21 protein-coding genes are annotated in these 26143 nt (G+C 62.6%); 11 read left to right on the top strand and 10 right to left on the bottom strand.

Annotated features, from left to right (window positions below; genetic code table 11):
* Positions 1-21: 21 nt before the first annotated feature.
* Positions 22-1002, bottom strand: a complete 981-nt coding sequence (locus tag M2497_RS13835; protein WP_248487985.1) for a thiamine pyrophosphate-dependent dehydrogenase E1 component subunit alpha — start codon at positions 1000-1002, stop codon at positions 22-24.
* Between the two features lie 298 nt (positions 1003-1300).
* Here M2497_RS13835 and M2497_RS13830 point away from each other — a divergent pair, with 298 nt between their 5' ends.
* The gene (locus tag M2497_RS13830) at positions 1301-3163 is read left to right on the top strand and encodes a sigma-54-dependent Fis family transcriptional regulator (protein WP_248487984.1); all 1863 of its coding nucleotides are present in this window, start codon (positions 1301-1303) and stop codon (positions 3161-3163) included.
* Between the two features lie 130 nt (positions 3164-3293).
* Here the strand turns inward: M2497_RS13830 and M2497_RS13825 are convergent, their stop codons facing one another.
* Positions 3294-4073, bottom strand: coding sequence for an acetoin reductase (locus M2497_RS13825; protein WP_248487983.1), 780 nt, complete (start codon positions 4071-4073; stop codon positions 3294-3296).
* A gap of 192 nt (positions 4074-4265) precedes the next feature.
* Here M2497_RS13825 and M2497_RS13820 point away from each other — a divergent pair, with 192 nt between their 5' ends.
* Complete coding sequence (locus M2497_RS13820; protein ID WP_248487982.1) at positions 4266-6434, top strand: TonB-dependent siderophore receptor; 2169 nt, start codon at positions 4266-4268, stop codon at positions 6432-6434.
* 3 nt (positions 6435-6437) lie between these two features.
* Here the strand turns inward: M2497_RS13820 and M2497_RS13815 are convergent, their stop codons facing one another.
* The 3 genes from M2497_RS13815 to M2497_RS13805 all read right to left on the bottom strand — a co-directional run bounded on the left by M2497_RS13815 (position 6438) and on the right by M2497_RS13805 (position 10365).
* Entirely contained in the window at positions 6438-6875 is a 438-nt protein-coding gene (locus M2497_RS13815) for a carboxymuconolactone decarboxylase family protein (RefSeq protein ID WP_248487981.1), read from the bottom strand.
* Between the two features lie 490 nt (positions 6876-7365).
* Positions 7366-8918, bottom strand: a protein-coding gene (locus M2497_RS13810) for an IS3 family transposase (protein ID WP_248487955.1) whose coding sequence is annotated in 2 segments (ribosomal slippage) — positions 7366-8456 and positions 8456-8918 — 1554 coding nt in all. Because the reading frame shifts where the segments join, the coding sequence is not laid out codon by codon here.
* 538 nt (positions 8919-9456) lie between these two features.
* Positions 9457-10365 carry a LysR family transcriptional regulator gene (locus M2497_RS13805; protein WP_248487980.1) on the bottom strand — a complete coding sequence of 303 codons (909 nt, stop codon included), beginning with the start codon at positions 10363-10365 and terminating at the stop codon, positions 9457-9459.
* Between the two features lie 204 nt (positions 10366-10569).
* Here M2497_RS13805 and M2497_RS13800 point away from each other — a divergent pair, with 204 nt between their 5' ends.
* Both M2497_RS13800 and M2497_RS13795 read left to right on the top strand, forming a co-directional pair.
* Positions 10570-10968: an AraC family transcriptional regulator gene (locus tag M2497_RS13800; protein ID WP_248487979.1), complete on the top strand. Its 399-nt coding sequence runs from the start codon at positions 10570-10572 to the stop codon at positions 10966-10968.
* Between the two features lie 58 nt (positions 10969-11026).
* On the top strand, positions 11027-13789 hold the full coding sequence (locus M2497_RS13795) for a winged helix-turn-helix domain-containing protein (protein ID WP_248487978.1): 2763 nt from the start codon (positions 11027-11029) through the stop codon (positions 13787-13789).
* Here M2497_RS13795 and M2497_RS13790 read toward each other — a convergent pair.
* A complete protein-coding gene (locus M2497_RS13790; protein WP_248487977.1) occupies positions 13736-15205 on the bottom strand; it encodes a winged helix-turn-helix domain-containing protein in 1470 nt (489 codons plus the stop codon). The two genes, M2497_RS13795 and M2497_RS13790, sit on opposite strands and share 54 nt — an antisense overlap.
* Before the next feature lie 149 nt (positions 15206-15354).
* A complete protein-coding gene (locus tag M2497_RS13785; protein ID WP_248487976.1) occupies positions 15355-16305 on the bottom strand; it encodes a GlxA family transcriptional regulator in 951 nt (316 codons plus the stop codon).
* Positions 16306-16485: 180 nt separating this feature from the next.
* On the opposite strand from M2497_RS13785, the gene M2497_RS13780 reads away from it, so the two are divergent.
* Together M2497_RS13780 and M2497_RS13775 are read left to right on the top strand one after the other, a co-directional pair.
* Positions 16486-17208: a pirin family protein gene (locus M2497_RS13780; protein ID WP_248487975.1), complete on the top strand. Its 723-nt coding sequence runs from the start codon at positions 16486-16488 to the stop codon at positions 17206-17208.
* Positions 17209-17354: 146 nt separating this feature from the next.
* Positions 17355-17741 (top strand): hypothetical protein, encoded by a 387-nt coding sequence (locus tag M2497_RS13775; protein ID WP_248487974.1) that lies wholly within the window; start codon positions 17355-17357, stop codon positions 17739-17741.
* Positions 17742-17863: 122 nt separating this feature from the next.
* Here M2497_RS13775 and M2497_RS13770 read toward each other — a convergent pair whose 3' ends face one another.
* Positions 17864-18823 (bottom strand): GlxA family transcriptional regulator, encoded by a 960-nt coding sequence (locus tag M2497_RS13770; protein WP_248487973.1) that lies wholly within the window; start codon positions 18821-18823, stop codon positions 17864-17866.
* A 109-nt stretch (positions 18824-18932) separates the two neighbouring features.
* Between M2497_RS13770 and M2497_RS13765 the strand changes: the two genes are divergently transcribed.
* Together M2497_RS13765 and M2497_RS13760 are read left to right on the top strand one after the other, a co-directional pair.
* The gene (locus M2497_RS13765) at positions 18933-19475 is read left to right on the top strand and encodes a thioesterase family protein (protein WP_248487972.1); all 543 of its coding nucleotides are present in this window, start codon (positions 18933-18935) and stop codon (positions 19473-19475) included.
* 243 nt (positions 19476-19718) lie between these two features.
* Complete coding sequence (locus M2497_RS13760; protein ID WP_248487971.1) at positions 19719-20801, top strand: LLM class flavin-dependent oxidoreductase; 1083 nt, start codon at positions 19719-19721, stop codon at positions 20799-20801.
* A 50-nt stretch (positions 20802-20851) separates the two neighbouring features.
* On the opposite strand, the gene M2497_RS13755 is transcribed toward M2497_RS13760, so the two are convergent.
* Positions 20852-21649 carry a class II aldolase/adducin family protein gene (locus tag M2497_RS13755; protein WP_248487970.1) on the bottom strand — a complete coding sequence of 266 codons (798 nt, stop codon included), beginning with the start codon at positions 21647-21649 and terminating at the stop codon, positions 20852-20854.
* A 107-nt stretch (positions 21650-21756) separates the two neighbouring features.
* A complete protein-coding gene (locus tag M2497_RS13750; RefSeq protein WP_248487969.1) occupies positions 21757-22662 on the bottom strand; it encodes a LysR family transcriptional regulator in 906 nt (301 codons plus the stop codon).
* Positions 22663-22879: 217 nt separating this feature from the next.
* Between M2497_RS13750 and M2497_RS13745 the strand changes: the two genes are divergently transcribed.
* From M2497_RS13745 to M2497_RS13735, 3 genes are all read left to right on the top strand, one after another.
* Positions 22880-23491, top strand: a complete 612-nt coding sequence (locus tag M2497_RS13745; protein ID WP_248487968.1) for a cysteine dioxygenase — start codon at positions 22880-22882, stop codon at positions 23489-23491.
* The gene (locus M2497_RS13740; RefSeq protein WP_248487967.1) at positions 23488-25071 is read left to right on the top strand and encodes a rhodanese-related sulfurtransferase; all 1584 of its coding nucleotides are present in this window, start codon (positions 23488-23490) and stop codon (positions 25069-25071) included. The genes M2497_RS13745 and M2497_RS13740 overlap by 4 nt, the downstream gene beginning before the upstream one ends.
* An 85-nt stretch (positions 25072-25156) precedes the next feature.
* Positions 25157-26131 (top strand): ABC transporter substrate-binding protein, encoded by a 975-nt coding sequence (locus M2497_RS13735; RefSeq protein ID WP_248487966.1) that lies wholly within the window; start codon positions 25157-25159, stop codon positions 26129-26131.
* Positions 26132-26143: the final 12 nt, after the last annotated feature.

The following is a 26143-nucleotide window of genomic DNA, read 5'->3' as shown; positions in this document are numbered from 1 at the left end:
TTCTCTCCACGAATGTTGTTGTTATGAGTGGTAGGCGACGTAGACATCGCTGAGCAGGTCGGCGGCCTGGGGCTTGGGGTCGGATTTGGCGCGGCGCACGGCGTCGTCAATAAGCTGTGCGACCTCGCCATCGATGCGCTCGAATTGCGCCGCGTCCAGCCAGCCTTCGGCGCTGCAACGCTGGCGGAACAGCGCCAGGCAGTCGGCGTTTTCCCGCAGGTTTTTCACTTCATCGGGGCCACGATAGGTTTGTGCATCGCCTTCGAAATGGCCGTAGAAGCGGCTCAATTTCACTTCGACCAAGGTTGGCCCGTCGCCCTTGCGCGCACGCTCCACGGCAACACCAAGCGCCGCGTACACGGCGAAGAAATCATTGCCATCGACGATCATCCCCGGCATGCCAAACCCCACGGCACGCTCGGCGATGTCCTTGCACGCCACCGACCAACCAGACCCGGTGGCCTCGGCATAGCCGTTGTTTTCCGCGACGAACAGGCACGGCAGTTTCATGATCGAGGCCAGGTTCATCGCCTCGAACACCGCGCCCTCGTTGGAGCCGCCATCGCCAAAGAACGCCACGGCCACGCCCTGGCTACCCTTGAGTCTGGCCGCCAGCGCCGCACCGGCGGCCAACGGCGCACCCGCGCCGACAATACCGTTGGCGCCGAGCATGCCCTTCTCCTGGTCGGCGATGTGCATGGAGCCGCCTTTACCGCCACACACACCGGTTTTCTTGCCGTAGATCTCGGCCATCATGCCGAACACATCCACGCCCTTGGCGATGCAATGGCCGTGGCCACGGTGGTTGGAGGCGATGCAGTCTTCATCGTTGAGGTGGGCCATGACTCCGGCGGCACTGGCTTCCTGACCGGCGTAGAGGTGCACGAAACCGGGGATCTCGCCGGTGGCGAATTCCACGTGCAGGCGTTCTTCGAAATCACGGATGGTGCGCATCACGGTATAGGCATGCAGCAGTTGATCGGTGGACAGGTGAGTGGACATCTTGTTGTTCTCCAGGTTGTCTCGGCACACAAAAGGCTGATCGTGGTCAGCTACAAGGCCTTCAGCACAGCCTGTGCCAAGGCCGTAAAAAACCTGGCATAACCTTGATCCAGAGCGGTTGTCGCAAGCAGGCCGGCGTCGCAGAATGAGACGCGGCATTGCAACTCGAAGGCGGCGTCTCAGCCGGTTTGAGACGCTGCGTCTCATGCCGGGCAGTTGGTCAGGCCGCGCTTGTCCCACCCGACGCATGCGCGCTTAATGGCGGGCATAACAACAAAGATCGAGAACCGGAGGCCTTATGCTCGCCGCGAACTCCAGGGAGCACGTCGACTGCGTCAGTCGCGTGGTCCGCAATGCTGATCGTCTGCCCCAGGCGCCGGTGCCGTCGCTGATCTTCGATTCATGGCGGCGCTCCATGGAGCAACACCACCTGGACCCCGGCTCCCTGCAGGGGCCACGCATCCTCAGCGAACCCTTGCTCAAGGAGTGCCGCGAACGCGCCGAACTGTTCATGCGCATTGCCGGCGAAGCCGTCGGGCAACTGCATCACCGTGTGCGCCAGGCCGACTACTGCGTGATGCTCACCGATGCCCAGGGCCAGACCATCGACCACCGCGTGGACACCTCGATCCGCAGCGACTGCCGCAAGGCCGGCCTGTACCTCGGCACCTGCTGGTCGGAAGCCGAAGAAGGCACCTGCGGCGTGGCCACCGTGCTCACCAGTCAATCGGCGGTGACGGTGCACAAGCGCGACCACTTCCGTGCAGCCTTCATCGGCCTGACCTGCTCCGCCGCGCCGATCTTCGACCCCCAGGGCAACCTGCTGGGAGTGATGGATGCCTCGGCGCTCAAATCGCCAGATGACCGCCGCAGCCAGCACCTGATACGCCAGTTGGTGGCGCAAAGTGCCGAGGCCATCGAGAACGCCTTCTTCATGCACAGCGCCCGCCAGCACTGGGTGTTGCAAGCGCACAGCACGCCGGGTTATGTGGACAGCCAGCCCGACCTGCTGCTGGCCTGGGACCAGGACGGCCGTCTGCGGGCCTTGAACAGCAAGGCGCGCCAGGCCTTGCGCCGGCGCTTTGGCCAGGTGCCGGCACATATCGGTGAGGTGTTCGACCTGAACGCCTTGCGCGCCGTCACCGACCAGTCCACCCAGCAACTGCAGTGGCTGGGAGAACCGGGTGCGCTGCACGTGCGGGTCAACGCGCCGCGACGCAAACCGGCGCGGGCGCCCATGGTGCCCTTGGTGGATGCCCGTGTGGAGGAACACCTGCGCCTGGCCGTGCGGGTCAAGGACCGTAACCTGCCGGTACTGGTGCAAGGCGAAACCGGCGCCGGCAAGGAAGTCTTCGCCCGCCAGTTGCACGAACGCAGCGCCCGACGCAGTGGGCCGTTCGTGGCGGTGAACTGCGCGGCGATTCCGGAAAACCTGATTGAGAGCGAGCTGTTCGGCTATGTGGCTGGCGCCTTCACCGGCGCCGCCAGCAAAGGCATGCCGGGGTTGCTGGTGCAGGCCGATGGCGGCACCGTGTTCCTCGATGAAATCGGCGACATGCCCCTGGCCTTGCAGACGCGCCTGCTGCGGGTGATGGCCGAAGGTGAAGTGGCGCCGCTGGGCGCGGCGAAAACCCGCACCGTCGATATCCAGGTGATCTGCGCCAGCCACCGCGATTTGTCGGTGTTGGTCAGTGAGGGCAGCTTTCGCGAGGACCTGTACTTTCGCCTCGGCTGCGCGCGCTTCTGCCTGCCGCCGTTGCGCGAACGCACTGACAAACTGGCGCTGATCAACCGCTTGCTGGAACAGGAAGCGCGCAACAGCGGCATCACGGTGGGAATCGGCCAGGCTGCGCTGGAGTTGCTGTTGGGGTACGCGTGGCCGGGCAATGTGCGGCAACTGCGGCATGTGCTGGCGTACGCCTGTGCGGTGTGTGAGGGCGGTACGGTGCAGGTGGCGGATTTGCCGGTGGAGGTGCGTGGGGAACAGGTTGAAGCATTGACGGAAGATCGTGCGAGCCCGGAGCGCCAGGTGGTGCTGGATGCGCTGATTCGGCATCGCTGGAAGCCGATACCGACCGCGCAGGCGCTGGGGATCTCAAGGGCGACCCTGTACCGCCGCGTCAACCAACTGGGCATCGACATGCCGAACAAAACCCGCTGATACAACGGGGTCAACACTGTGGGAGGGGGCTTGCCCCCGATGGCGGTGGACCAGCTAATACTTCCAGTGGCTGACACACTGCTATCGGGGGCAAGCCCCCTCCCACATTGGACTGGGTACATCTGAGATGTCAGCGGTAGACAAGGCCCCCGTCGATCAGCGGCGATTGCCCGGTCATGTAGTCCGCATCCGGCCCGGCCAGGTACGCGACCAGCCCCGCCACATCCTCCGGCGTCTGCGCCCGGCCCAAGGCGATGCCATCCACGTATTTCTTGTAGGTCGCACCGACTTCGGCACCGGTGATCTCGGCCATGCGCTTGTCGATCTCGACCCACATATCGGTGCCCACCACACCCGGACAGTAGGCATTGACGGTAATCCCGGCGCTCGCCAGTTCCTTGGCCGCCGCCTGCGTCAAGGCACGCACGGCAAACTTGGTGGCCGAGTACACTCCCAGAAGCGCAAAACCTTCATGGCCGGCGATGGAGCAGGCGTTGATGATCTTGCCCTTCTGCTTGAGCGCCTTGAATTTCTTGCCGGCGGCCTGGATGCCCCACAACACGCCCTGCACGTTGATGCCCAGGGTGCGCTCGACCTGTTCCGGGCTGACGTCCAACAGCGAATCGATCTGCGCCACCCCGGCGTTGTTGACGATGATGTCGAAACTACCCAGGGTCTGGTGCGCATGCTCCACCGCCGCCGCCACCTGTTCGCGCTTGGACACGTCAGCGACGAACACCGAGGCCTTGCGGCCCAGCGCGACGACTTCGGCGGCCACGGCTTCAAGCTTGGCGCCATTGATGTCCACCAGCGCGATATCGGCACCGTCCTGTGCCAGGCGCAGGGCAATGGCCCGGCCAATGCCCTGCCCGGCGCCGGTCACCAGCGCGACTTTTCCAGCAATACTCATGGCGTTCTCCTGCAATTGATGAGGGAAGCCTTGTCTATCGCAGGTGCCCGGCGGGCTGTCGAGGCGCGGATGGATTGGCGTGTGGTGTGAGACGGGATGTCTCAAGCCGCGAATCATTCTCGCGAACTTGTAAAACTGCGCACTTATGCCTAGCTTATGCGCCCCCCGCCCGCGCTTTAAGGCCCTGCCCCCATGGTTTTGCGTTTTCGTCCCGTCGTCACCTCACGTTTCGCCCTCGGTTTGCTGCTCAGCGGCGGCATCGGTCACAGCCTGGCGGCTGACCTTGAACTGCCGGCAGTGAAGGTCCAGGGCCAGGGCCAGGATGAATCCGGCTACCGCAGCGAAACCGCTTCGGTGGGCGGCTTCGATGAGGCACCGCTGCTCGACACCCCGGCCTCGATCACGGTGATCAACGCCGCACTGATCAAGGACCAGCAAGCGCGCCTGCTCAGTGAAGTGCTGCGCAACGACGCCTCGGTGGGCGACAGCTATGCGCCCATCGGCTACTACGAGAACTTCGTGGTGCGCGGCTTTTCGCTGAATGCGGCGAGCAGCTACAAGATCAACGGGCGCACCATCACCGGCGAGCAGAACGTCGCGCTGGAGAACAAGCAGCAGGTCGAAGTGCTCAAGGGCCTGGCCGGCCTGCAAAGTGGCATCTCCGAGCCCAGCGGCGTGATCAACTACGTGACCAAGCGCCCGGAAGACGTGCGCTCGGTGACCATCTCCACCGACGATCGTGGCAGCGGTTATATCGCCACCGACGTCGGCGGCTGGTTCGGCAGCGAGCAACAATTCGGCCTGCGCGCCAACGTGGCCCACGAAAACCTTGATTCCTACGTGGAGCACGCCAACGGCCAGCGCGATTTTGTATCCCTGGCCTTCGACTGGAACATCAGCCCCGACGCCGTGTTGCAACTGGATGCCGAATACCAGAACAAGCAGCAACGCTCGGTGCCGGGCTACCAGTTGCTGGGCGGCACCGAGGTGCCACACGGTGCCTCGCCGAAGAAACTGCTGGGGCATCAGAGTGGGTCCAGGCAGGTGGGCATTGATTCGCTGAACCTCAACGGCAAGTTTGAATACCGTTTCAACGACCAGTGGAAAGGCAGCGTGAGTGCGGCGCGCAGCAAGGTGGTGATCGACGATTACAGCTCGTTTGCCTGGGGCTGCTATGGCTCGACCAGTTGCACCTCGAGCGTGCCAAACTACTTCAGCCCCGAAGGCAACTACGATGTCTACGACTACCGCAGCCCTGACGACACCCGCCGTGACGACGAAGTGCAGGCGGCCATGACCGGGCTGTTCGACACCGCCGGCCTGGGCCATGAACTGACCTTTGGCACCAGTGCGTTCCGCCGGGTGATCGACAAGCGCAAATCCGTCAATGAATACATCGGCACCACCAACATCGACGTGGACGCCCCTACGTTTACCCCGACTGACAAGCCGTTGAACGACAGCCACCGCAACCTCGACAGCCGTCAGTACGGCCTGTTCGTTACAGACCGCATCCGTCTCAACGAGCAATGGCAAACCATCCTCGGCGGTCGTGAAGTGCGCCTGGATGAAAAGGCCTTCGACAGCGTCACCGGCAACCAGGCCCGTCATACCCAGCAGTACGTGTTCCTGCCCCAGGCCTCGTTGATCTACAAACCTGTCGAGAACATCTCGCTCTATACCAGCTACAGCAAAGGCCTGTCCCTGGGCGGCACCGCGCCGTGGTTCGCCAACAACGCCGACGAAACGCTCGCCCCGACCACCTCACGCCAAATCGAAGCTGGGGTGAAATACGATTGGCGCCGCATCAGCTTCGCCGCCGCTGTATTCCAGACCCGCCAGGCCTACCAGTACGCCAAGCCGGATGGCACCGGTAAATTCGACTACGTGCAACAGGGCGAGCAAAAGAACACCGGGCTGGAATTGTCGGCCAACGGCTGGGCCACCGAACGCCTGCAGATCGCAACCAGCGTGGCGGCGATTCGCGCACGGGTGACCGGCAGCGGCACGCCGGACTACGAAGGCCACCAGGCGATCAACGTGCCCAAGTTGCGCGCCAGTGTGTATGCCGATTATGCGTTGCCGTGGGTGAACGGCCTGGCGGTATTGGGCGGAGTGCAATACAGCGCCAAGAAGTACGCCAACCGCAGCGGCAATGTGGAAGTGGGGGACTACGCGGTGGTGAATGTGGGCAGCCGCTATACCACCCAAGTGGACGGCTATGAGACGGTGTTCCGCCTGAGCGTCGACAACCTGTTCGACAAGCGCTACTGGCGCGACGCGGGCGAGTACATGGGCGATGACTACCTGTTCCAGGGCGCGCCATTGACGGCGCGCCTGAGTGCCTCGGTCAACTTCTGAGGCTTACTTAGGCATCTTGCGAAAACCCACGGCCAGGCGGTTCCAGCTGTTGATGGTGGCGATGGCCACACTCAGGTCGACCTGTTCCTGGGGGCTGAACTCGGCGGCCAGTGCGTTGAAGTCTTCATCCGGTGCGTGGGTATGGCTGATCAGGGTCAGGCTTTCGGCCCAGGCCAGCGCGGCGCGTTCACGCGGGGTGAAGAACGGCGTTTCACGCCAGGCCGACACGGTGTACAGGCGGCGTTCGGTCTCGCCGCCTTTGCGGGCGTCGGCGGTGTGCATGTCGAGGCAGAAGGCACAGCCGTTGATCTGCGAGACGCGCAGGCGTATCAGTTCCAGCAACGGTAGTTCGATGGACAGTTTGCCGACGGCGGCTTCCAGGGCGAGCATGGCTTTCATGGCGTCTGGGGAGGCGGTGTAGAAATCGGTACGGGTTTGCATGGTGATGCTCCAAGGCGGTGGGGATTGATGGCTAGGTTAGTCATCGGGCCTTGGGGGAGGAATAGCCAATTTGGGGTAAGAATGGGTGACCAATTTTTGTGAGTACATATCCGTTATTTAGGTAACGGCCGCTTATGGTTACGCCCTTACGGCGGCTCACTTTTGAAGAGCCGGAATGCCGGCCCAGTCAAAAGTAAGCAAAACGCTCTTGCCCCAACACTCGGCACCTCGCCCAGGCTCGGTGTGCCCGTAATCCGACAGTGATTTGGGGGGCCGCCGCCACGCGCCATCCATGGCGCGGGGCGGCTAAACCGGCATCCCTGCCGGTTTACCCCCCAAATCCCTGCCGAATTCCGGCCAGCGTGTTTGACGGGGCGCCTAAGATCAAAATCAAAAGCAGATCAAAAGCCAGAGCCAGAGCCAGAGCCAGAGCCCGGCGTTTTTCAAGGTAGCGGCGTTTTTCAAGGTAGTTGTCGTGTCTCCCGTCTTGCTAGGCGACCTTCACCACAACTGTCAGCTCCCTTTCAGGATTGAGGTACACCGTCCCGATAGGGTCCCAGTTGCGTGTCTCGCCTGACCACCTTTCAGGCCTTTTTTCTCTCGCTTGCCCATAAATTGCCGCCCTCCGGGCCAAGATTTCCCGGTCTTTTCCCTCGTGGCGCTGGGCGGGTGTCACGAAGCGGATTCGGCTATGACGATGCTCGGTGTTGTACCAGGCCATAAAATTCCTGACCCAGATACGCGCGTCATCCAGGCTGCCAAATCCATCCTGCGGCCACTGCGGGCAGTACTTCAGCGTTCTAAACAGCGACTCCGAGTAAGGATTATCGTTGCTTACCCGGGGTCTTCCTCTCGATGGCGTGATACCCAGGTCGTACATCTTGGTCAGTAACGTCACCGATTTCATCGGTGCGCCATTGTCCGAGTGAAGCACCAGCGGCTGACGCCAGCACTTCTCTCTAGTGACACTTCGTTGCAGTAGGACAGCGGCTTTTTCACCGTTTTCTGCTTCGTAAACTTCCCAGCCCACAGCCTTTCGGCTGTAGATATCTTCGATCAAATAGAGGTAGTAAAACTTCCCACGAACTGGCGACGGCAGGTACGTGATATCCCAAGACCACACCTGATTGGCGGCTGTCGCCGCGTAGGTGGTGGGTGCTTCATGGCGATGCGGGCGTTTGGCGCGGGAACGATGATGCTGCTGATCTGCCGCACGCAGCACTCGGTAAAAGGTTGCCTCCGATGCCATGTAACGTCCCTCGTCAGCGAGCCGTGGCACGATCTGGCTCGGTGGCAGATGTGCGTAGGCCTTGCTGTTGCACAAGGCCAGGATGGCTTGGCGCTCAACATCAGTCAGAGCATTATTCGGCACTGGCCTCACCGTCGTGGTGCGCCCATCTGCCAACAACGCTTCGGGCAGGATCCAGCGTTGTAGCGTGCGTAGCGAAATACCGACTTCTAGACACGCAGGCGCCCTGCGGGCGCCCGCAGTGATGGCTTCGGTGAGCCAGTCGACGAGAAGATGCCGTTCTGGCAACAAGGTCAATTGTCCTCGTCGTCGCTCCCCCAGTAGGCATTGAGCTTTTTTCGCAGCACCAGCAATGCGACTGTTTCAGCCAGCGCTGCATCCTTTCGGCGCAGCTCACGCTCCAGCTCCCGAATCCGGTTCTTATCCTCCTTGGTCTCACCAGCGATTCCTTTTTTCAGCGCTGAGTGATTAGTGCTGTTGGCAATGAAAGCTTTGCGCCAGCCGTCAATTTGCTCAGGGAAAATACCGTTGCGACGGCAATACTCACTCAGCTCCAGCTCCGACAAAGCTGATGATTCGATGACTGCCATGAGCTTGGATTCGGCAGACCAACTTTCAGGCGACTGCTTGTTTTCGGACAACTGAGAACCTCTGGCAGCAGCTTGCTTACGCCAATAATGAAGAGACATGTCGCTACAACCTTCACGGCGCGCGACCTCCGACGCTGACAGGCTCAGGGGCGGAAGCATCATTTTCAACAGCGCAGCTTTGCGTTCTTCTGAATAGAAAGGCATGACCTTACTCTTGCCGCCCCCGGAATACTTTTAAAAAGCGGAGGACACGACAACTACCCTGACACCGGGGGCCACCCTTCAACTGATACATGAAGATCAAACTGTGGGAGGGGGCTTGCCACCGATGGCGGTGTGTCAGCCAACTCATCAGTGACTGACCCACTGCCATCGGGGGCAAGCCCCCTCCCACACTTTGACCGAGTACCGGCCATACAATCCGGTCGGCTCTAAGGCCGCCGCGCTCTTGCTTTTGATCTGGGATCGCCCCGTCAAACACGCTGGCCGAACGCAGGCTTGAATCCGTGGGTAACCCGGCAGGACGCCGGGTTAGCCGAACTGGGCCATGGATGGCCCATTGCGGCGGCCCACGGATTCAAGCCGGAGTGAGGGCACACCGAGCCTAGGCGAGGTGCCGAGTGTTGGGGCAAGAGCGTTTTGCTTACTTTTGACTGGGCCGGCATTCCGGCTCTTCAAAAGTGAGCCGCTGTAAGAGCGGAACCATAAGTAGCCGTTACCGAAGCAACGGATATGTACTCAGTCAAACCACCCGAGCCATATGCTCCCCAATCCTCCCCCTCAACCACCGCTCCGCCGGATCATTGTCATGCACCCCACTCCACACCATCGACAACTCCGCCGCATCAATCGCAAACGGCGGGTCCTGCGCCCGTAGCGACGTCCCCTCCGTCAACGCACACGCCGCATAATCCGGCACCGTCGCAATAATCTGCGTACCGGCGAGCAACGCCCGCAACCCACTGAACTGCGGCACCGCCAACACCACCCGGCGCGTACGACCAATGCGTGCCAGGTCCAGGTCGATGTTGCCGCTCAAGTCCCCCGAAAACGACACCATCGCATGGGGCCGTTCGCAGTAGTCGTCGAGGGTCAGCGGTTCAACACCGTCATCCCCACGCAAGACCTTGCACGGAATATCCCGCAGCTTCTTGCGCTTGGCATTCGCCGGCAATTCCGTGGTGTAGCTCACCCCCACCGAAATCTCGCCGCTGGCCAGCAATGACGACATCAACAGATAGTTGGCCCGACGCACCACCACGACAATGCCCGGCGCCTCTTCGCGCAGTTGACTGAGCAACGGCGGAAACAGACCGAATTCGGCATCGTCTGAAAGGCCAATGCGAAACACCGCACAACTGCTGGAAGGGTCGAAATCCTTCGCGCGGCTGACCGCGCCGGAAATGGTGTCCATGGCCGGTTGCAACTCCTTGAGTATCGCCACGGCGCGTGGCGTGGGCTCCATGCCCCGGCCGTTGCGCAGCAGCAACGGGTCGTCGAACAGATCGCGCAAACGTCCCAATGCCGCACTCACCGCCGGTTGGCCCATGAAGAGTTTTTCGGCGACCCGGGTCAGGTTCTTCTCGAACATCAACGCCTCGAAAATCACCAGCAGGTTCATGTCGACGCGGCGCAGGTCGTTGCGATTCATGGTGATATCCACACGGTTGGCAAGCTCACAGATAAACACGCAAGGCGCCGGCCACATTGCACGCCTGTGCTGTCTTTTCCTGGTCGGCACCTGGCGAAATTAACAACGATTAACTCGTCAGCCGGACGGTCCGGCAACAAGATTGGCCACGTCTACACTGCATCCATCCACCGGGAACGCTCCCATCGACTGCGGATATTTGTCATGGCCCGACTCGATCAATACGCCCCTCGCGTGTCCGCCACCGGTGGCCTGTGCCCACGGCGCGAGCGCATCGCCAAACAGCTGATCCTGGCCAACCTCGGCGAAAGCCTGGCCATTGCCGACCTCGCCCAGGCCTGCGCGCTGTCGCGCAGCCATTTTTCCCGTGCGTTCAAGTGCACCACCGGGCTGTCGCCGCAGGAATGGATCCGCCAACAGCGCATCCAGCGGGCCAAGGAGCTGATCGCCCAGTCATCCTTGAGCCTGACGCAAATCAGCCTGGAATGCGGCTTCTGCGACCAGGCGCACTTCTGTCATATGTTCACCCGCAGCGAAGGCGTCAACCCGATGACCTGGCGAAATCACCACTCTCGCTCTAAACCGCAAGTGATCGCGGCCTAGTGGTCCTGGCCTGCCTGGCCTATGCTGGCCGCTCACCCCGTTCCGAGCATGGCCACCCATGAACGACCTCAGCGACCAGGCCGTGCACTTCGGCCCCTACCGCATCCACCCGCGCCAGCGCCTGGTGCTGGAGGCGGGTCGCCCATTGCGCCTGGGGCGGCGTGCGGTGGATATCCTGCTGATCCTGCTGGAGCAGGCCGGCAATGTGGTGAGCAAGCAGGAGCTGATCGCCCGCGTCTGGCCCAGGAGCGTGGTGGAAGACGGCAACCTGCGAGTGCATATGGCGGCGTTGCGCAAGGCATTGGGCGATGGCCAGGCCGGGCAGCGCTATATCGTGACCGTGGCCCAGCGTGGCTACAGTTTTGTTGCGCCACTGAGCATCGAGCCGATGACCCTGCCAACCGAAGGTGCTGCCCAACGCCCGTGCCACAATCTGCCGCTGCGCCGTACCCGCATGCTCGGCCGCCAGGCCCTGATCGACAGCCTGGTGCAGCAACTGCCCGAGCAACGCTTTATCACCCTGACCGGCGCCGGCGGCATCGGCAAGACCACGGTGGCCCTGCGGGTCGCGGAATTGCTGATCGGGCACTACCGCGACGGCATACGCTTGCTGGACTTGGCGCCACTGAGCGCGCCGTCGATGATCCTGCCCAACCTCGCCGCCCTGCTCGACCTCACCCACGCCGAGCACGAACCCTTGCCCACGTTTGCGCGGCGCTTGCAGGAGCACCAGTTGCTGCTGGTGATCGACAATTGCGAGCACGTGCTCGACGACATTGCCCTGATCAGCGAAACCCTGCTGCGCCACGCGCCCCGCTTGCACATCCTGGCCACCAGCCGCGAGGCCTTGCGCGCCGAGGGCGAATACGTGCAGCGGCTGGAGCCCCTGGCCTGCCCACCCGCCACCGGCAACCGTGCCCAGGCGCTGGGCTACCCGGCCCTGCAATTGTTGATCGAGCGGGCCATGTCCCATCAGGACAGCTTTGAACTGAGCGAGGCCGAGCTGCCGCTGGCGATTGATATCTGCCAGCGCCTGGACGGTATTCCCCTGGCCATCGAACTCGTGGCGGCGCAGATCGAACGCTTCGGCCTGCCCGGACTGCTGGTGCAGATGGAAGACAACTTCCGCCTGCTAACCCGAGGCCGGCGAAGCGCCCTGCCCCGCCATCAGACCCTGCGCGCGACCCTGGACTGGAGCTTTGCGCTGCTGACCGCCTGCGAACAGATCTGCCTGCGTCGCCTGGCGGTATTTCGCGGCGGGTTCAGCCTGGCCAGCGCGGCGGCGGTGATTGCCGGGGAGCAGATTGCACCGCACGAGGTGCTGAATTCGATCACTCAGCTGGTCGCCAAGTCCTTGCTCAATGTGGAAGCCGGCGATGACGAGATGGTCTACCGCCTGCTGGACATCACCCGCACCTATGCCCTGGAAAAACTCAGCGTCGCCCAGGAACTCGACGCTACCCGCCAGCGCCACGCCGAGCGCTGCCTGGCGCTGATGAACCAGGCCCAGGACGATTGGGAGCTGATCGCGACCCAGACCTGGATCGACCGTTATGCGCCACTGCGCGAAGACATCCGCGCCGCCCTCGACTGGGGCCTGGGCGACCAGGGTGCGCACCTGCTGGGCATTCGCCTGACGGTGAGTGCGATGCCGTTGTGGCAGGAGCTGTCGCTGCTGCGCGAACACGGCTTGTACGTGGGCAAGGCCCTGGCACGACTCGGGCAATCGAATGCGCCGAGCCAGCGCTTGAACATGGCCTTGCAACTGGCCCTGGGCAGTTTCTCCTATCACACCCAGGGCGGCACGCCGCAGACCATTGAAGCGTTCAGTTGCGCGCGGCGCCTGGCGGAAGCCGGCAAGGACCTGGCCGGCCAGCTGCGTGCGGTGTCGGGGCATATGGCGGTGAACCTGTGCTGCGGCAACTACCGGGAGGCATTGGCGCAGAGCCTGCACTTCGACCAGCTCGGCCCGCAGGCCGAGCCGTTGCTGGCCCTCAGTGCCCAGCGCCTGCGGGTGTTGGCGCAGCACTTCGCCGGTCACCAAGCCCTCGCGCAGCACAATGCCGAACAAGTGATCCAGCGCATGGCCCAGAGCGGCCATCTCAACCGCTTTACCCATGGCTTTGGCGTGCAGTACGACCAGAGCGTCGCCTCCCTGACCATCCTTGCGCGCATCTTGTGGCTGCGCGGTTATCCGGAGCGCGCATGGCGTACCGCAAGCCAGGCACTGGCGCTGGCCTTGCAGATCAACCATGGCACGTCGATCTGCTACACCCTGGCCCTGGCCGGGGTGGTCATCGCTCGCTATAACGGCGACAGCGGCATGGCCCACGAACATCAGGACCAGCTGCTGCAACAGGCGCAAAAGCACTCGGTGCAGTTGTTTCACACCTGGGCGCGTTGTTATGAGGGCACGCTGCCCATCGCGGATGTGCAGGGGTTGGGCCTGGTCGAGGATATCCTGGTGACCTTCAATGCAATCGAGGTCAGTGACGCGGCCTTCGAGCGCGCCAGCAGTGGCGCGGCCGGCTGGTGCACCCCGGAAATCCTGCGAGTGCGCGCCGAAAGCCTGGCCGATAGCCGTGCGGCAGAAGCCCTGCTGCTGGAAGCCCTGGGCCTGGCGCACCAGCAAGGCGCGCTGGCCTGGGAATTACGCTGTGCAACCTCGTTGGCAAGCCTGTGGCAGACGCAAGGCCGCATACAGGCGGCGCGCGACTTGCTGAGTTCGATCTACGCCCGCTTCACCGAAGGCTTTGCCACCCAGGACCTAGTCCGCGTACGCAGCCTGCTCGACGAGTTGCAGGACAAACGGCCGGCCTGAAAACGGCCCCAGGTAATGCCCATAGCCCTGCTGCAAACGCGCCACCTGCAACGGGTCGCGCAGTTGCGCCAGGGCGTAGCTGCGCACGCAATTGAGCAGGCGGTAACGCGGGTCTCCAGGGCCGGGGTCAACAGTCAGCAGCGACGTGCCAACAAGACGCCCCAGCAGGTAGCACAGGTCGGCGTGTTCCAACTCGGTACCGGCGACCAGTTCACTCAAGGTGGGCAATGTCACGGCCATCTTGAACAACCCCAATTGCAGGAATAGCCAGCGCTCCGGCAGGCTCAGGCGCTGGTAGGTCCAGTCCAGGGCCGCCGTCAGGGATTGGTGGCGTTCCACCGCGGTGCGCCGGCCTCGGGTCAGCACCTGCAAGCCTGCGCGCAACTGCTGCTGCAAACCGCGCACGCCCAGGGCATCGACTTGGGCGGCGGCCAATTCCAGGGCCAGCGGGATACCGTCCAGACGCCGACAGATGTCCCGCAGCGGCGCCAGGTCATGCAGGCGCAGCGCGAACCCTTGCTGGCTGGCACGCACCCGCGCAACAAATAACTGCACCGCCGGGTAAGCCATCGCCTGTTCGACACTGCCCTGGGCAGTCGGCCCTGGGATCGCCAGCCTGGGCACGCGTTGCACCCATTCACCGGGGACTTGCAGGCTTTCGCGGCTGGTCACCAGCACACTGACCTGAGGCGCGGTGTCGTGCAGCACACGCACCAGATGCCGGCAGGCGCCGAGCAGCAGGTCAGCACCGTCGAGCACCAGCAACAGCTGGCGCGAGACCAATTGACGGCACAGTTCGCTGGCGTGGCTGCAGGGCTCCAGGTGCAGCGCCGCAGCCAAGTGGCGCAACATGGTCAGCGGCGCCTCGACGGTAGCCAGGTCAACCCACCACACGCCGTCCCGGTAGCGCGGCAACACGCGCTCGGCCAACGCCAGGGCCAAGGTACTCTTGCCGACACCGGCGCATCCTGTAAGCGTCATCAGGTGTTGCCCGGACAGACGCCGAACCAGCACGCCCAACACCTCGTCACGGCCGATCACTGCACTGAGCCGCATCGCCAGGTTGTGCCGTGGCAGCGCGGCCGGCATCGCACCGTGTACGCGGGCCGCGAAACAGTAACCACGCAGAGGGTCATTCAGAATGAACTGTTGCCCATCGAGCACACGGCGCAGTGCAGCGATATGCACCCTCAGGTTGTTTTCTTCCACCACGCTGTTCGGCCAGACCCGCTCGATCAGGCTGGCTTTACTGATGAACTGCCCAGGCGCTTCGAGCAGCACCGTGAGGATATCCAGTGCACGCCCGCCCACAGGCACCGGCCAACCCGACTTGCTGACCAGCCGCTGCTGCCGGTGAAAGACATAGGCGCCGAAGCGAACCGTGCCATCAGCGTCAATCGCCTGAGGATTGTTCATATGTGCAATAGCGCTGAAACACCCGGCCTTGGGCGTTTGCGCATCCTTTTCCGTGGGCTTGACGCTATCTTGCCAGCTACCCGTGACAGGACAATGCTGGCACAGGGAGCGACACGGACATTCGGGTGCGCGAGACGGACATTCTGTCGTTAACTGAACTGCTGTCGGTATTGGGTCGGGTTGAGGCCCAGTTTTTCACTGAACAGAAAGCGCATGTGCCGCACGCTGCCGAAGCCTGCGTGAAAAGCCACGGTCTTGAGCGGCAGGTCGGTGGTCTCCAGCAACTGCCGGGCGCGGTCGATGCGCGCGCCTTGCAGGAAGACCATGGGCGTCATCTGCACTTCCTTGGCGAACAGCCGCGCAAAATGGCGGGCGCTCATGCCGGCCAACTCAGCCATGGACTCGATGGTGAACGGTTGGTCCAGATGCGCCAGCACATGGTTCTGCACCCGGGTAATCGTGGTCTCCTGCGGTGCCACCGCCGCCGTCATCGGGCTGAACTGGGCCTGGCCGCCCTGGCGTTTCATCACCACCAGCAACACCTTGGCCACGTCCACGGCGACTTGCTTGCCATGGTCCTGGGCCACCACCGACAGCGCCAGGTCGATGCCGGCGGTGACGCCGCCCGAGGTGATCAAGCGTCCGTCCTGCAGGTAGATGCGATCCGTTTCGACCCTCGCCTTGGGGAACGCCTTGATCAGTCGCTCGGTGTAGTGCCAGTGCGTGGTCACGCGGTGACCGTCCAGCAGCCCGGCATGCCCCAGCACAAAGGCCCCGGTGCAGATCGAACCGAAGCGCCGCGCCCGTGGGGCCGCGGCCCTCAGCCACGGCAGCAGTGCCGGGTGACATTCGTTATAGGCACCGGGGCCACCGGGCACCAGCAGCAGATCGTAGGCGTCCTGGGCCTGGTCCAGCAGCAGGTCCGTCTGCACCGCTACCCCATTGGAGGCGCGCAACGGACCGGGCTCGGTGCCAAGGGTGAGGATCTGGTAATGCGCCGCCGCCGGCAGGTAGCGGTTGGCAATGGAAAACACCTCGAGCGGCCCGGCCATATCGAGCAGCAGGAAGTCCGGAAACAGCGCCATGGCCACGGTTTTCATAGCAGGTAAGGTCCATCGGGAAGGAATACGGCGGGCATTATGACACGCTCGAAACTGTCAACCTGAACGAGACAGTTATTCAGTTTTCATCTTCTTAATGAATAACCCAGTAACCATTAACCTTCTTCTCAACGCCGGAGCCCTGCATACCGCAGCCCGCTCCCACTTGAGGACAAGACCATGCTGACCCTTCGCAAAGCTTCCGAACGCGGCGCCGCCAATCACGGTTGGTTGAAGTCGTTCCACACCTTCTCGTTCGCCAACTACTGGAACCCGCAGGAACAGGGGTTTTCCGACCTGCTGGTGATCAACGATGACCGTGTTGCCGCCGGCAAAGGCTTCGGCCAGCACCCGCACCGCGACATGGAGATCTTCTCTTATGTGCTCGAAGGCGCCCTGGAACACAAGGACACCCTGGGCACCGGCTCGGTGATACGCCCCGGCGATGTGCAACTGATGAGCGCCGGCAGCGGCGTGGCCCACAGCGAGTTCAACCACAGCCAGACCCGTGGCGTGCACTTTCTGCAAATCTGGATCGTGCCTGCCGTGGCCGGTGCCGAACCGCGCTACCAGCAGGAACACTTCAGCGAGGCCCAGAAACGTGGGCGCCTGCAGTTGATCATCTCGCCGGACGGTGCCGATGGCTCCCTCAGCGTGCGCCAGGACGCACGGGTGTATGCCGGGCTGTTCAACGGCGATGAAACCGCGACTCTGGACCTGCCGCCCGATCGCCATGTGTACCTCCATGTGGCCCGGGGCAGTGTTGAAATCAACGGCCAGCGCTTGCAGGAAGGCGACGGCGCCCGGGTGCGGGATGAGCGGCAGATCCGCCTGAGCCAGGGCGAGGACGCCGAGGTGCTGGTGTTCGACCTGCGCCCGCAGGAACTGCCGCAGATGCCATAACCGGCCCTGCGATGGCTCGCCCACACGAGCCATCGCTGGCGTCGATAGTCACCATCAGCCCAATGAAGTTCTCTTAAAAAATGCAACGCGTAACATCAAACCCATACCCGGCAACACTTAAATCAAAACACTCGGAGCACACAATCATGAAACGCCAAATCTTGCTTAGCCTCGCTTTCTCGGTACTCGCTGCCAATGCTTTTGCCCACCCGGTTGTGGCTGAAGGCGGTTCGGATCGCCTGATCGAAAGCCGCGTCGCCGAGGGTGGTGCAGACCGCCTGCAAGACAACCGTGTTGCCGAAGGTGGTTCGGACCGCCTGCTGGAACGCCGTGTCGCTGAAGGTGGTGCTGACCGTCTGCAAGGTAACCGCGTAGCCGAAGGTGGCGCCGACCGTTTGCAGGAACGTGGCCTTGCCGAAGGCGGTGCTGACCGCTTGCAGGAACGTGGCCTGGCCGAAGGCGGTGCTGACCGCTTGCAGGAACGTGGCCTGGCCGAAGGCGGTGCTGATCGCCTGCAAGGCAACAACGCATAATCCCGCGCTGTTTGCGGGAACCCCAAACCGGCCTGATCAGCCGGTTTTTTTTCGCCTGTAATTCATGCAGGTCACGGTCGATCCACAGCAACGCCTTGCCGATCTGTTGCCGCGCCCCTGAGTCAAGCCGGCCGGACCAGGAACTTCTTGCGATACGCCGCCGGCAACACACCTACCCGTTGCTGGAACAGGCGACGGAATGAATTGCTGTCTTCGTAGCCCACCGCGTAGGTGATGCTTTCCAGGGTCATGCGGGTCGCCTCCAGCATTTGCTTGGCCCGTTCCAGACGCAGGGTCTGCAGGTAGGCAATGGGCGTGAAGCCGGTAGCCTCCTTGAAGCGCCGCTTGAAATTGCGCACGCCAAAACCGAATTGCCGAGCCACCTCGTCAATCACCAAGGGTTCGGCAAAGTGTTGTTCCAGCCAGTGCTGTACCCGCAGGACCTCACCGTCGCCATGGCTTTTGGGCAGTGACCACATGGCATACACCGATTGTTCGCTGCGCACGTTATCGATCAGCAGGTATCGGCCACAGGTATGGGCCAGTTCCGGCGAGCCGAACCGGCGGATCAGGTGCAGCATCAAGTCCATCGCTGCAGTCGCCCCGCCGCTGGTGATCACACGGTTCTCTTCGCAGAGGAGCTGCGCGTCCTCCAGGCTCACGTCGGTGTAGCGGCGCCGGAACAACTCGGCAAACGCCCAGTGGGTCGTGGCGCGCAGGCCCTGGAGTACGCCGGATTCAGCCAATAGAAAAGCTGCGGTGCACATCGAAGCCAATACCGCACCACGTGCGTGCTGTTTGCGCAGCCAGGGCGCGTACGCAGGAAAGGTCGGTAGGGCCTCCTTCAGCGTGAACAGAAAGCCCGGGATCAACACCAGGTCAGTCCGCACGATCTGCGCCAGCGCGTGATCAACCTGCAGGCGTTGACCACCCCAGGCCACCACGGCGTGACCGTCCAGGGAAGCCACTGCGACTTCGAAAGGCGGTGAGTCGGCAAACAGGTTGGCGGCGCTGAGCATCTCCAGGGCCGTGGTGGCGCTGGCGGCGGAGCAGCGATCAGCCAGAAGCAAGGTGATATGCATGATAAAAACCCGATTGCGTTTTTCGCATGTAATAAGTCATTTGTGCATCTACCTTAGCGGATTCCACGCCCCTACAGTGCTGCCTTTGAACAACTGTCAGGTGCTTTGGATGAATCTGTGGTTTCGCTTGCTCTTCATGCTGTCCCGGCGCCCCTGGCGCAAACTTGTGCATGGCCTGGACACCACGGTGGTGCGCATGCGCGTGTGGCCGCTGGACCTGGACATCAACCGACACGTCACCAATGGCCGGTACTTTTCCCTGGCGGACGTTGCCCGGATGGATTTCGTATTGCGCACCGGGGCCTTTCGCGTGGCATTGCGCAACAAGGCGCTGCCGATCGTCGGCGATACCTGGGGCAAATTCCGTCGCGAGCTGAAGCTGTTCGAAGTGTTTGAGGTACACACACGCATGCTCGGCTGGGACCACAAGTGGAGCCTGATGGAGCACCGCTTCGTGAGCAACGGCCGGGTGGTCGGCGTGGTGGTGATGCGCGGGCTGTTCCGTTCAGCCAAGGGCACCCTGCCCCCGGGCGACTTTGTGAAGGAACTGGGCCTGGATGAGACCTCGCCACCGATGCCGCAATGGCTCAGCGACTGGGCGAAAAACTGCGATGACATGAGTGTGCAATTGCGGGGGGAGGAGCAGGTTTGAGGTGCAGGCGTGTGTGAGTTGCAGACGTGCCCGGCCTTTGCAGGTGTCGCATCCAACCGCCAGCAAGGGCGCTCAGTAAATGCAGTTTACTGATATATAAACCATTTCATAATTCAACATTTTAATAATTAGGTTAGAACCAATCGGCATTTTACAGACCCCGCCCCTGCCCCTACTTTGGACGCGAATAACCGACCCCCTGCCCGGTGGAGGTGGTAATCACACCCAAGACAAGGACAGACCATGAGCATCGAATTCATCGGCTACATTGGCGGCCATCACGCTTCCGAGATCCATCCGCGCAGCGGCCCTACCCTGCAACCCGACTACGTCGAGAGCGTTGCCCGCGCCCACGAAGACGCCGGTTTCGACCGCGCCCTGGTGGCCTTCCACTCCAACAGCCCGGACAGCACGCTGATCGCCTCCCACGCCGCCAGCGTGACCACCAGACTGCAATTTCTCATCGCCCACCGCCCCGGTTTCGCCCAGCCCACCCTGGCCGCGCGCCAATTCACCACCCTCGATGTGTTCAACGGCGGGCGTACAGCGGTGCACATCATCACCGGCGGCGACGACCGTGAACTGCGCGCCGATGGCAGCCATATCGGCAAGGACGAACGCTACGCCCGCACCGACGAATACCTGAGCGTGGTGCGCCAGGAATGGACCAGCGAGCAGCCCTTCGACTTCAAGGGCACCTACTATCAGGTCGAAGGTGCGTACTCCACGGTGAAGTCGCCACAGCAGCCGCATATCCCGCTGTATTTCGGCGGCTCGTCCAAAGCGGCGATTGAAGTGGCGGGCAAGCATGCCGACGTGTATGCGCTGTGGGGCGAAACCTACGAGCAGGTGCGCGAGATCGTCACCCAGGTACGCGCCGAAGCAGCCAGGCATGGGCGCACGATTCGCTTCAGCTTGTCGTTGCGGCCGATCCTCGCCGAGACCGAAGAGCTGGCGTGGGCACGGGCCGAGCGCATCCTGCAGCAGGCGACCGAGCTGGCCGAGAAAAACGGCTTTGTGCGGCGTGAACCGCCCAACGAAGGCTCGCGCCGCCTGCTCGCCGCGGCGGCTCAAGGTGCCCGGCTGGATAAACGCTTGTGGACCGGGATTGCCGGGTTGCTCGGTGCACAGGGCAATTCCACCTCGCTGGTGGGCACCGCTGAGCAGGTCGCGGAAGCCTTGGTGGATTACTACGACCTGGGGATCACCACGTTCCTGATTCGTGGGTTCGACCCGCTCAATGATGCGATCGATTACGGCAAGCGCCTGATCCCCCTCACCCGCCAATTGATCGCAGAACGCGAACAGGCACAACAAGTAGCCTGAGAAAAACGCAAAACCAATGTGGGAGGGGCTTGCCCTCTCCCACATCAAGATCAGTTTTTGTAGTCGGTATCGCTACGCTCCAACTGACGGACCAGCGCATTCCAATGCCGCGCCACGCCCGGACCTTCGCCGCTGGCGTGCGCCTTGGCCTGTTGCTCGACTTTCTCCACCACTTCCTGCGGCGGGAAGATCAACTCCGCATTCCCCGCTGTCTGGGCTGCAATCTGGATATTGCAGGCCCGCTCCAGTTGCTGCAGTTGCTGAAACGCATGCTCTACGCTGACGCCCGCGGTCAACAACCCATGATTGCGCAGGATCATCACACTTTTGTCGCCCAGGTCGGCGACCAACCGCTCGCGCTCGTCAAGGTCGAGGGCAATCCCTTCATAACCGTGATAGGCCACGCGCCCGGAAAAACCGATGGAGTGCTGGGAGATCGGCAGCAAGCCGTCTTTTTGCGCCGACACCGCGATGCCGTCGCGGGTATGGGTATGCAGCACCGCTTGCAGGTCGTGACGCGCGCCGTGGATGGCGCTGTGGATCACGTAGCCGGCGTAGTTGATGCCCAGGCCCGTCGGGTCATCCACGATAGTGCCGTCGAGGTCGACTTTGACCAGGTTGGACGCACTGATTTCATCGAACAGCAAGCCGAAGGCGTTGATCAGGAAATGCTCCTCCGGCCCCGGCACGCGGGCGGAGAAGTGGGTATAGATATGGTCGGTCCATTTGTACAAGGCCGCCAGGCGATAGGCGGCGGCCAGCTTGACGCGCACGTCCCATTCTTGCGGAGTAACGCGTTGGCGGACGGTGTTGCTGGAAACGCTGGAAATCGGGGTGACGCTACTCATGGCAAAACTTCCTGGATGGCCTTAAGGACTTCCAGGCAAGCCTAGGGGATGCAAAAAAATAATAAAAAGCACATTTTAATCTAAGCTAATTATTATTTTTTTTCATATCAGGCAGCATCCTTGATCCTGTGCAACGAGGCAGCCACCAGCTTGCCAAACGCATCCACCGGCCCTTGCAGGTTGCCCAGGAAGTGCGGGTAGATCAGCCACAGGTCCATCACCGGCTTGAAGTCCTTGAGCGGCATCACCGCCAGGTGCTCGCGATGGGCGCTGCGCTCCAGCAGTGGGCGCGGCACCAGCCCCAGGCCCAGGCCGTCCGCCACCAGGCCCAATTGCAGCTCGGTGCCGAAGGTTTCCAGGTTGACCCGCAGCGCAAGGCCCTGATCGGACAAGGTCCGCTGCAAGCCCGCACGGAAGCCGCAGCCGTCCGGGTTGAGAATCCAGCCGTTCTGGTACACATCCGCCAGCTTGCAAGGTTTCTTCGGCAACTGGGCCTTGGTGCACACCACCACCAGTTCCATCTTGCCAATGGACTCACCGACGATGTTGTCCGGGAAGATCTTGCCCGCCGGGAACAACGCCGCCGCCGCATCCAGTTCACCGCGTTCGATCTTGCCCACCAGTTGGCTGCCCCACCCCGTGGCGACCTGGGCGCGCAGGTCGGGGTATTCGGTGCGCAGGTGCTTGAGCACATCCAGCAACACCACATCGCCGATGGTCTGCGGCACACCCAGGCGCAACAGGCCAGTGGGCGGTGCGTCAGTGGCCACCAGTTCGCGCAGGGCATCCATCTCGCGCAGGATCAACCGGCACTGCTCGTAGACGCGGGTGCCGATCAGCGTGGGCTTGAGGGGTTTGGTGTTGCGGTCGAACAACTCCACCCCCAACGCCTGCTCGAAGTTCTGCACGCGACGGGTAATGGCCGGCTGGGTCAGTTGCAACGACTCGGCGGCGTGGCTGATGGACTGGCAACGAATTACTTCGACAAAGGCATCGATATCGTCAATTTTCATTTGGGCCGCACATAGAGAACAGTCATTAAGATGTGTGCGAAGCATAGTTGCAGGAAAGCTGCCTGGATAGCCCGCGCTGTGATCGATAACGTCTAGCGCTATTCAGACCAGTTCTAAATTACCTTCAGCTATAAGCTAATCATTAAAAAATAGCATATTAACTATAAACATTATGCTTATATAAACCCATCACCACCGACCGCACGATGGAACTGTCATGACCCAGGCCCGACACCCCGAGAGACTCAGAGCCTTCATAGGCGCCCTGGCGGAATTGATCGACGGTAATCCACGCGAAGGCGACCTGCTGCACCGTGGCGGCAAGCTGCTGGCGCAACTGGTCAGCCATGACGACTGGCTTCCCGACGAATTCGCCCAACCCGATCCCGAGCGCTACCAGCAGTTCCTGCTGCATGCCGATTCACGCCAGCGTTTCAGCATCGTCAGCTTTGTGTGGGGGCCGGGGCAAAGCACACCGATCCACGACCACCGGGTATGGGGCCTGATTGGCATGCTGCGCGGCTCAGAGTTTTCCCAAGGGTTTGAACGCGCCCTTGACGGTTGCCTGGTGGCCGAGGGCAAGCCGATCCAGCTGGTGCCGGGCCAGGTTGAAGCGGTGTCGCCCAAGGTCGGCGACATCCACCAGGTGAGCAACGCCCACAGCGACCAGGTGTCCATCAGCATCCATGTGTACGGCGCCAATATCGGTGCGGTGCGCCGCGCGGTGTACCAGCCCGATGGCAGCGAGAAACTGTTTATCTCCGGTTATTCCAACGCCTTCCTCCCGAATATCTGGGATTTGTCCAAAGAAAAGAGCCTTGCCCTATGACCACCGTATCCACCCGCAGCTTTGCCCGGATTCGCCAGGCCCTGTTGGACCATGCAGAAGTCGCACTGATCGACGTGCGCGAAGAAGCGCCGTTCGCCGAATCCCATCCGCTGTTTGCCGCGAACATCCCGCTGTCCAAGCTTGAGCTGGAGGTGTATGCGCGCATTCCACGGCGCGATACCCAGGTCACCGTGTACGACAACGGTGAAGGCCTGGCCGCCCGCGCCGCCGAGCGCCTGGTTGCCTTGGGCTACACCCAGGTCAGCCTGCTTGAAGGCGGCCTGGACGGTTGGCGCAAGGCCGGTGGCGAGCTGTTCATCGACGTCAACGTACCGAGCAAGGCGTTCGGCGAACTGGTGGAAAGCGAACGCCATACGCCGTCCCTGGCCGCTGAAGAGGTGCAGGCACTGCTCGACAGCCAGGCCGATGTGGTGGTGCTCGACGCCCGGCGTTTCGACGAATACCAGACCATGAGCATTCCCACTGGCATCAGCGTGCCGGGGGCCGAACTGGTGTTGCGCGCCCGCGAACTGGCGCCGGACCCGGCCACCCGCATCATCGTCAACTGCGCCGGACGTACCCGCAGCATTATCGGCACTCAGTCGCTGATCAATGCCGGCGTAGCCAACCCGGTGTCGGCCCTGCGCAACGGCACCATCGGCTGGACCCTGGCCGGGCAGAAGCTTGCCCATGGCCAAGCACGGCGTTTTGCGCCGACCTCGGAAGAACACCGCCTGGTCGCCGCCGTCGATGCGCGGCGTGTCGCCGACAAGGCCCGCGTGGGCCGTGCCACCCTGAGCGACCTGCACACCTGGCAGCAGCAAACCACACGCACCACCTACCTGTTCGATGTACGCACCCCGGAAGAATTCGAAGCCGGTCACCTGCCAGGCGCACGCTCCACGCCGGGCGGGCAACTGGTGCAGGAAACCGATCACTTCGCCAGCGTGCGCGGTGCCCGGCTGGTACTGGCAGATGACGACGGTGTGCGCGCAAACATGTCCGCGTCCTGGCTGGCCCAGTTGGGCTGGGAAGTGCACGTGTTGGATGACCTGCAAGCGGCGCACTTCAGCGAGCAAGGCGCCTGGGTCGCACCGGTACCGGCGCCGCCCCAGGCCGAACTGATCAGCCCCCATACCCTCGTCGACTGGCTCGCCCACGGCGACACTGTGGTGCTGGATTTCACCGCCAGCGCCAACTACGTGAAGCGCCATATCCCCGGAGCCTGGTGGGTACTGCGTGCACAACTCGCCGAGGCCCTGACCAAGGTGCCCGCCGCCCAGCGTTACGTGCTGACCTGCGGCAGCAGCCAACTGGCGCGCCTGGCGGTGGCTGAAGTCGAAACCCTCACCGGCAAGCAGGTGTTCCTGCTGCAGGACGGCACTACCGGCTGGATCAACGCGCAACTGCCGCTGGAAGCAGGCGAAACCCACCTGGCCTCGCCGCGTATCGACCGCTACCGCCGCCCGTACGAAGGCACCGACAACCCCAGGGAAGCCATGCAGGCCTATCTGGACTGGGAATTCGGCCTGGTCGACCAGTTGGCGCGCGACGGCACCCATGGTTTCCATGTGATCTGACCCACCCCGTACATGTGATGGAATCCGACCCCTTCTCCAGGCGGAGGTATCCCTTGAAAGACACCAAACGCCTGGAGTTTGCCCCATGCTCGACAACCGCCCTTTCAAACGCCTGCTCCTGGGCACCGCCCTCGCCCTTGGCCTGATCGGCAGCGCCGCTGCCGCCGACCTGCAACCGCTGCGGGTGGCCAACCAGAAATCGACAATCAAGGCGCTACTGGAAGCCTCTGGCGAAAGCCAAAACGTGCCCTATGCAATCCAGTGGTCTGAGTTCCCGTCTGCCTCGCCGTTGGGCGAAGCACTCAACGCCGGTGCCGTGGACATCGGCGCCCTCGGTGATGCGCCGTACGTGTTCGCCCTCGGTGCCGGTGCCTCCCTCAAGGTGGTCAGCATCATCCACTCCGAAGGGCGCACCACCACCGCCCTGGTCGTGCCCAAGGACTCGCCGATCAAGACCGTTGCCGACCTCAAGGGCAAGAAGATCGTCACCGGGCGCGGTTCCATCGGCCATTACCTGGCGATCAAGGCCCTGGCCACCGCCGGCCTGACCACCCAGGACGTGCAGTTCATTTTCCTGCTGCCCAGCGAATCACGCCTGGTGCTGGATAACGGCACCGCCGACGCCTGGGCCACCTGGGACCCGTACACCACCGTGGTCACTTCACAAAGCCAGGCCCGCGTGCTGATCAGCGGCAACCAACTGCTGAGCAACCACCTGTACCTCGCCGCCACAAGCCAGGCCATCGCCGACAAGCGCCCGCAGCTCGAAGACTTTGTCGCCCGCGTCGACCGCGCGTATGCCTGGGCCAACACCCACCCCAATGAATACGCTGCCGCCCAGGCCAGGATCACCGGCCTGCCGCTGGACGTGCATGTGACGGTGGCCAAGGACACCCGCCTGAACCCGGTCACTATCGACAATGGGGTGATCAGCGGCCTGCAAGCGACCGCCGACACCTATCAACAGGAAGGCCTGCTGCTCAAGCACATCGACGTGTCGCAGGGCTTCGACAAGAGCTTCAACGCCAAGCGTGTCCCCTTCAACCAAGCCTCGCGCTAAAAGGAGCAGCAC

It is taken from the genome of Pseudomonas sp. CYM-20-01 (assembly GCF_023169845.1).
GTDB classification, from domain to species: domain Bacteria; phylum Pseudomonadota; class Gammaproteobacteria; order Pseudomonadales; family Pseudomonadaceae; genus Aquipseudomonas; species Aquipseudomonas azotoformans.
Note: the sequence above shows the minus strand (reverse complement) of the source record. Positions and strands in the feature narration are given on the sequence as shown.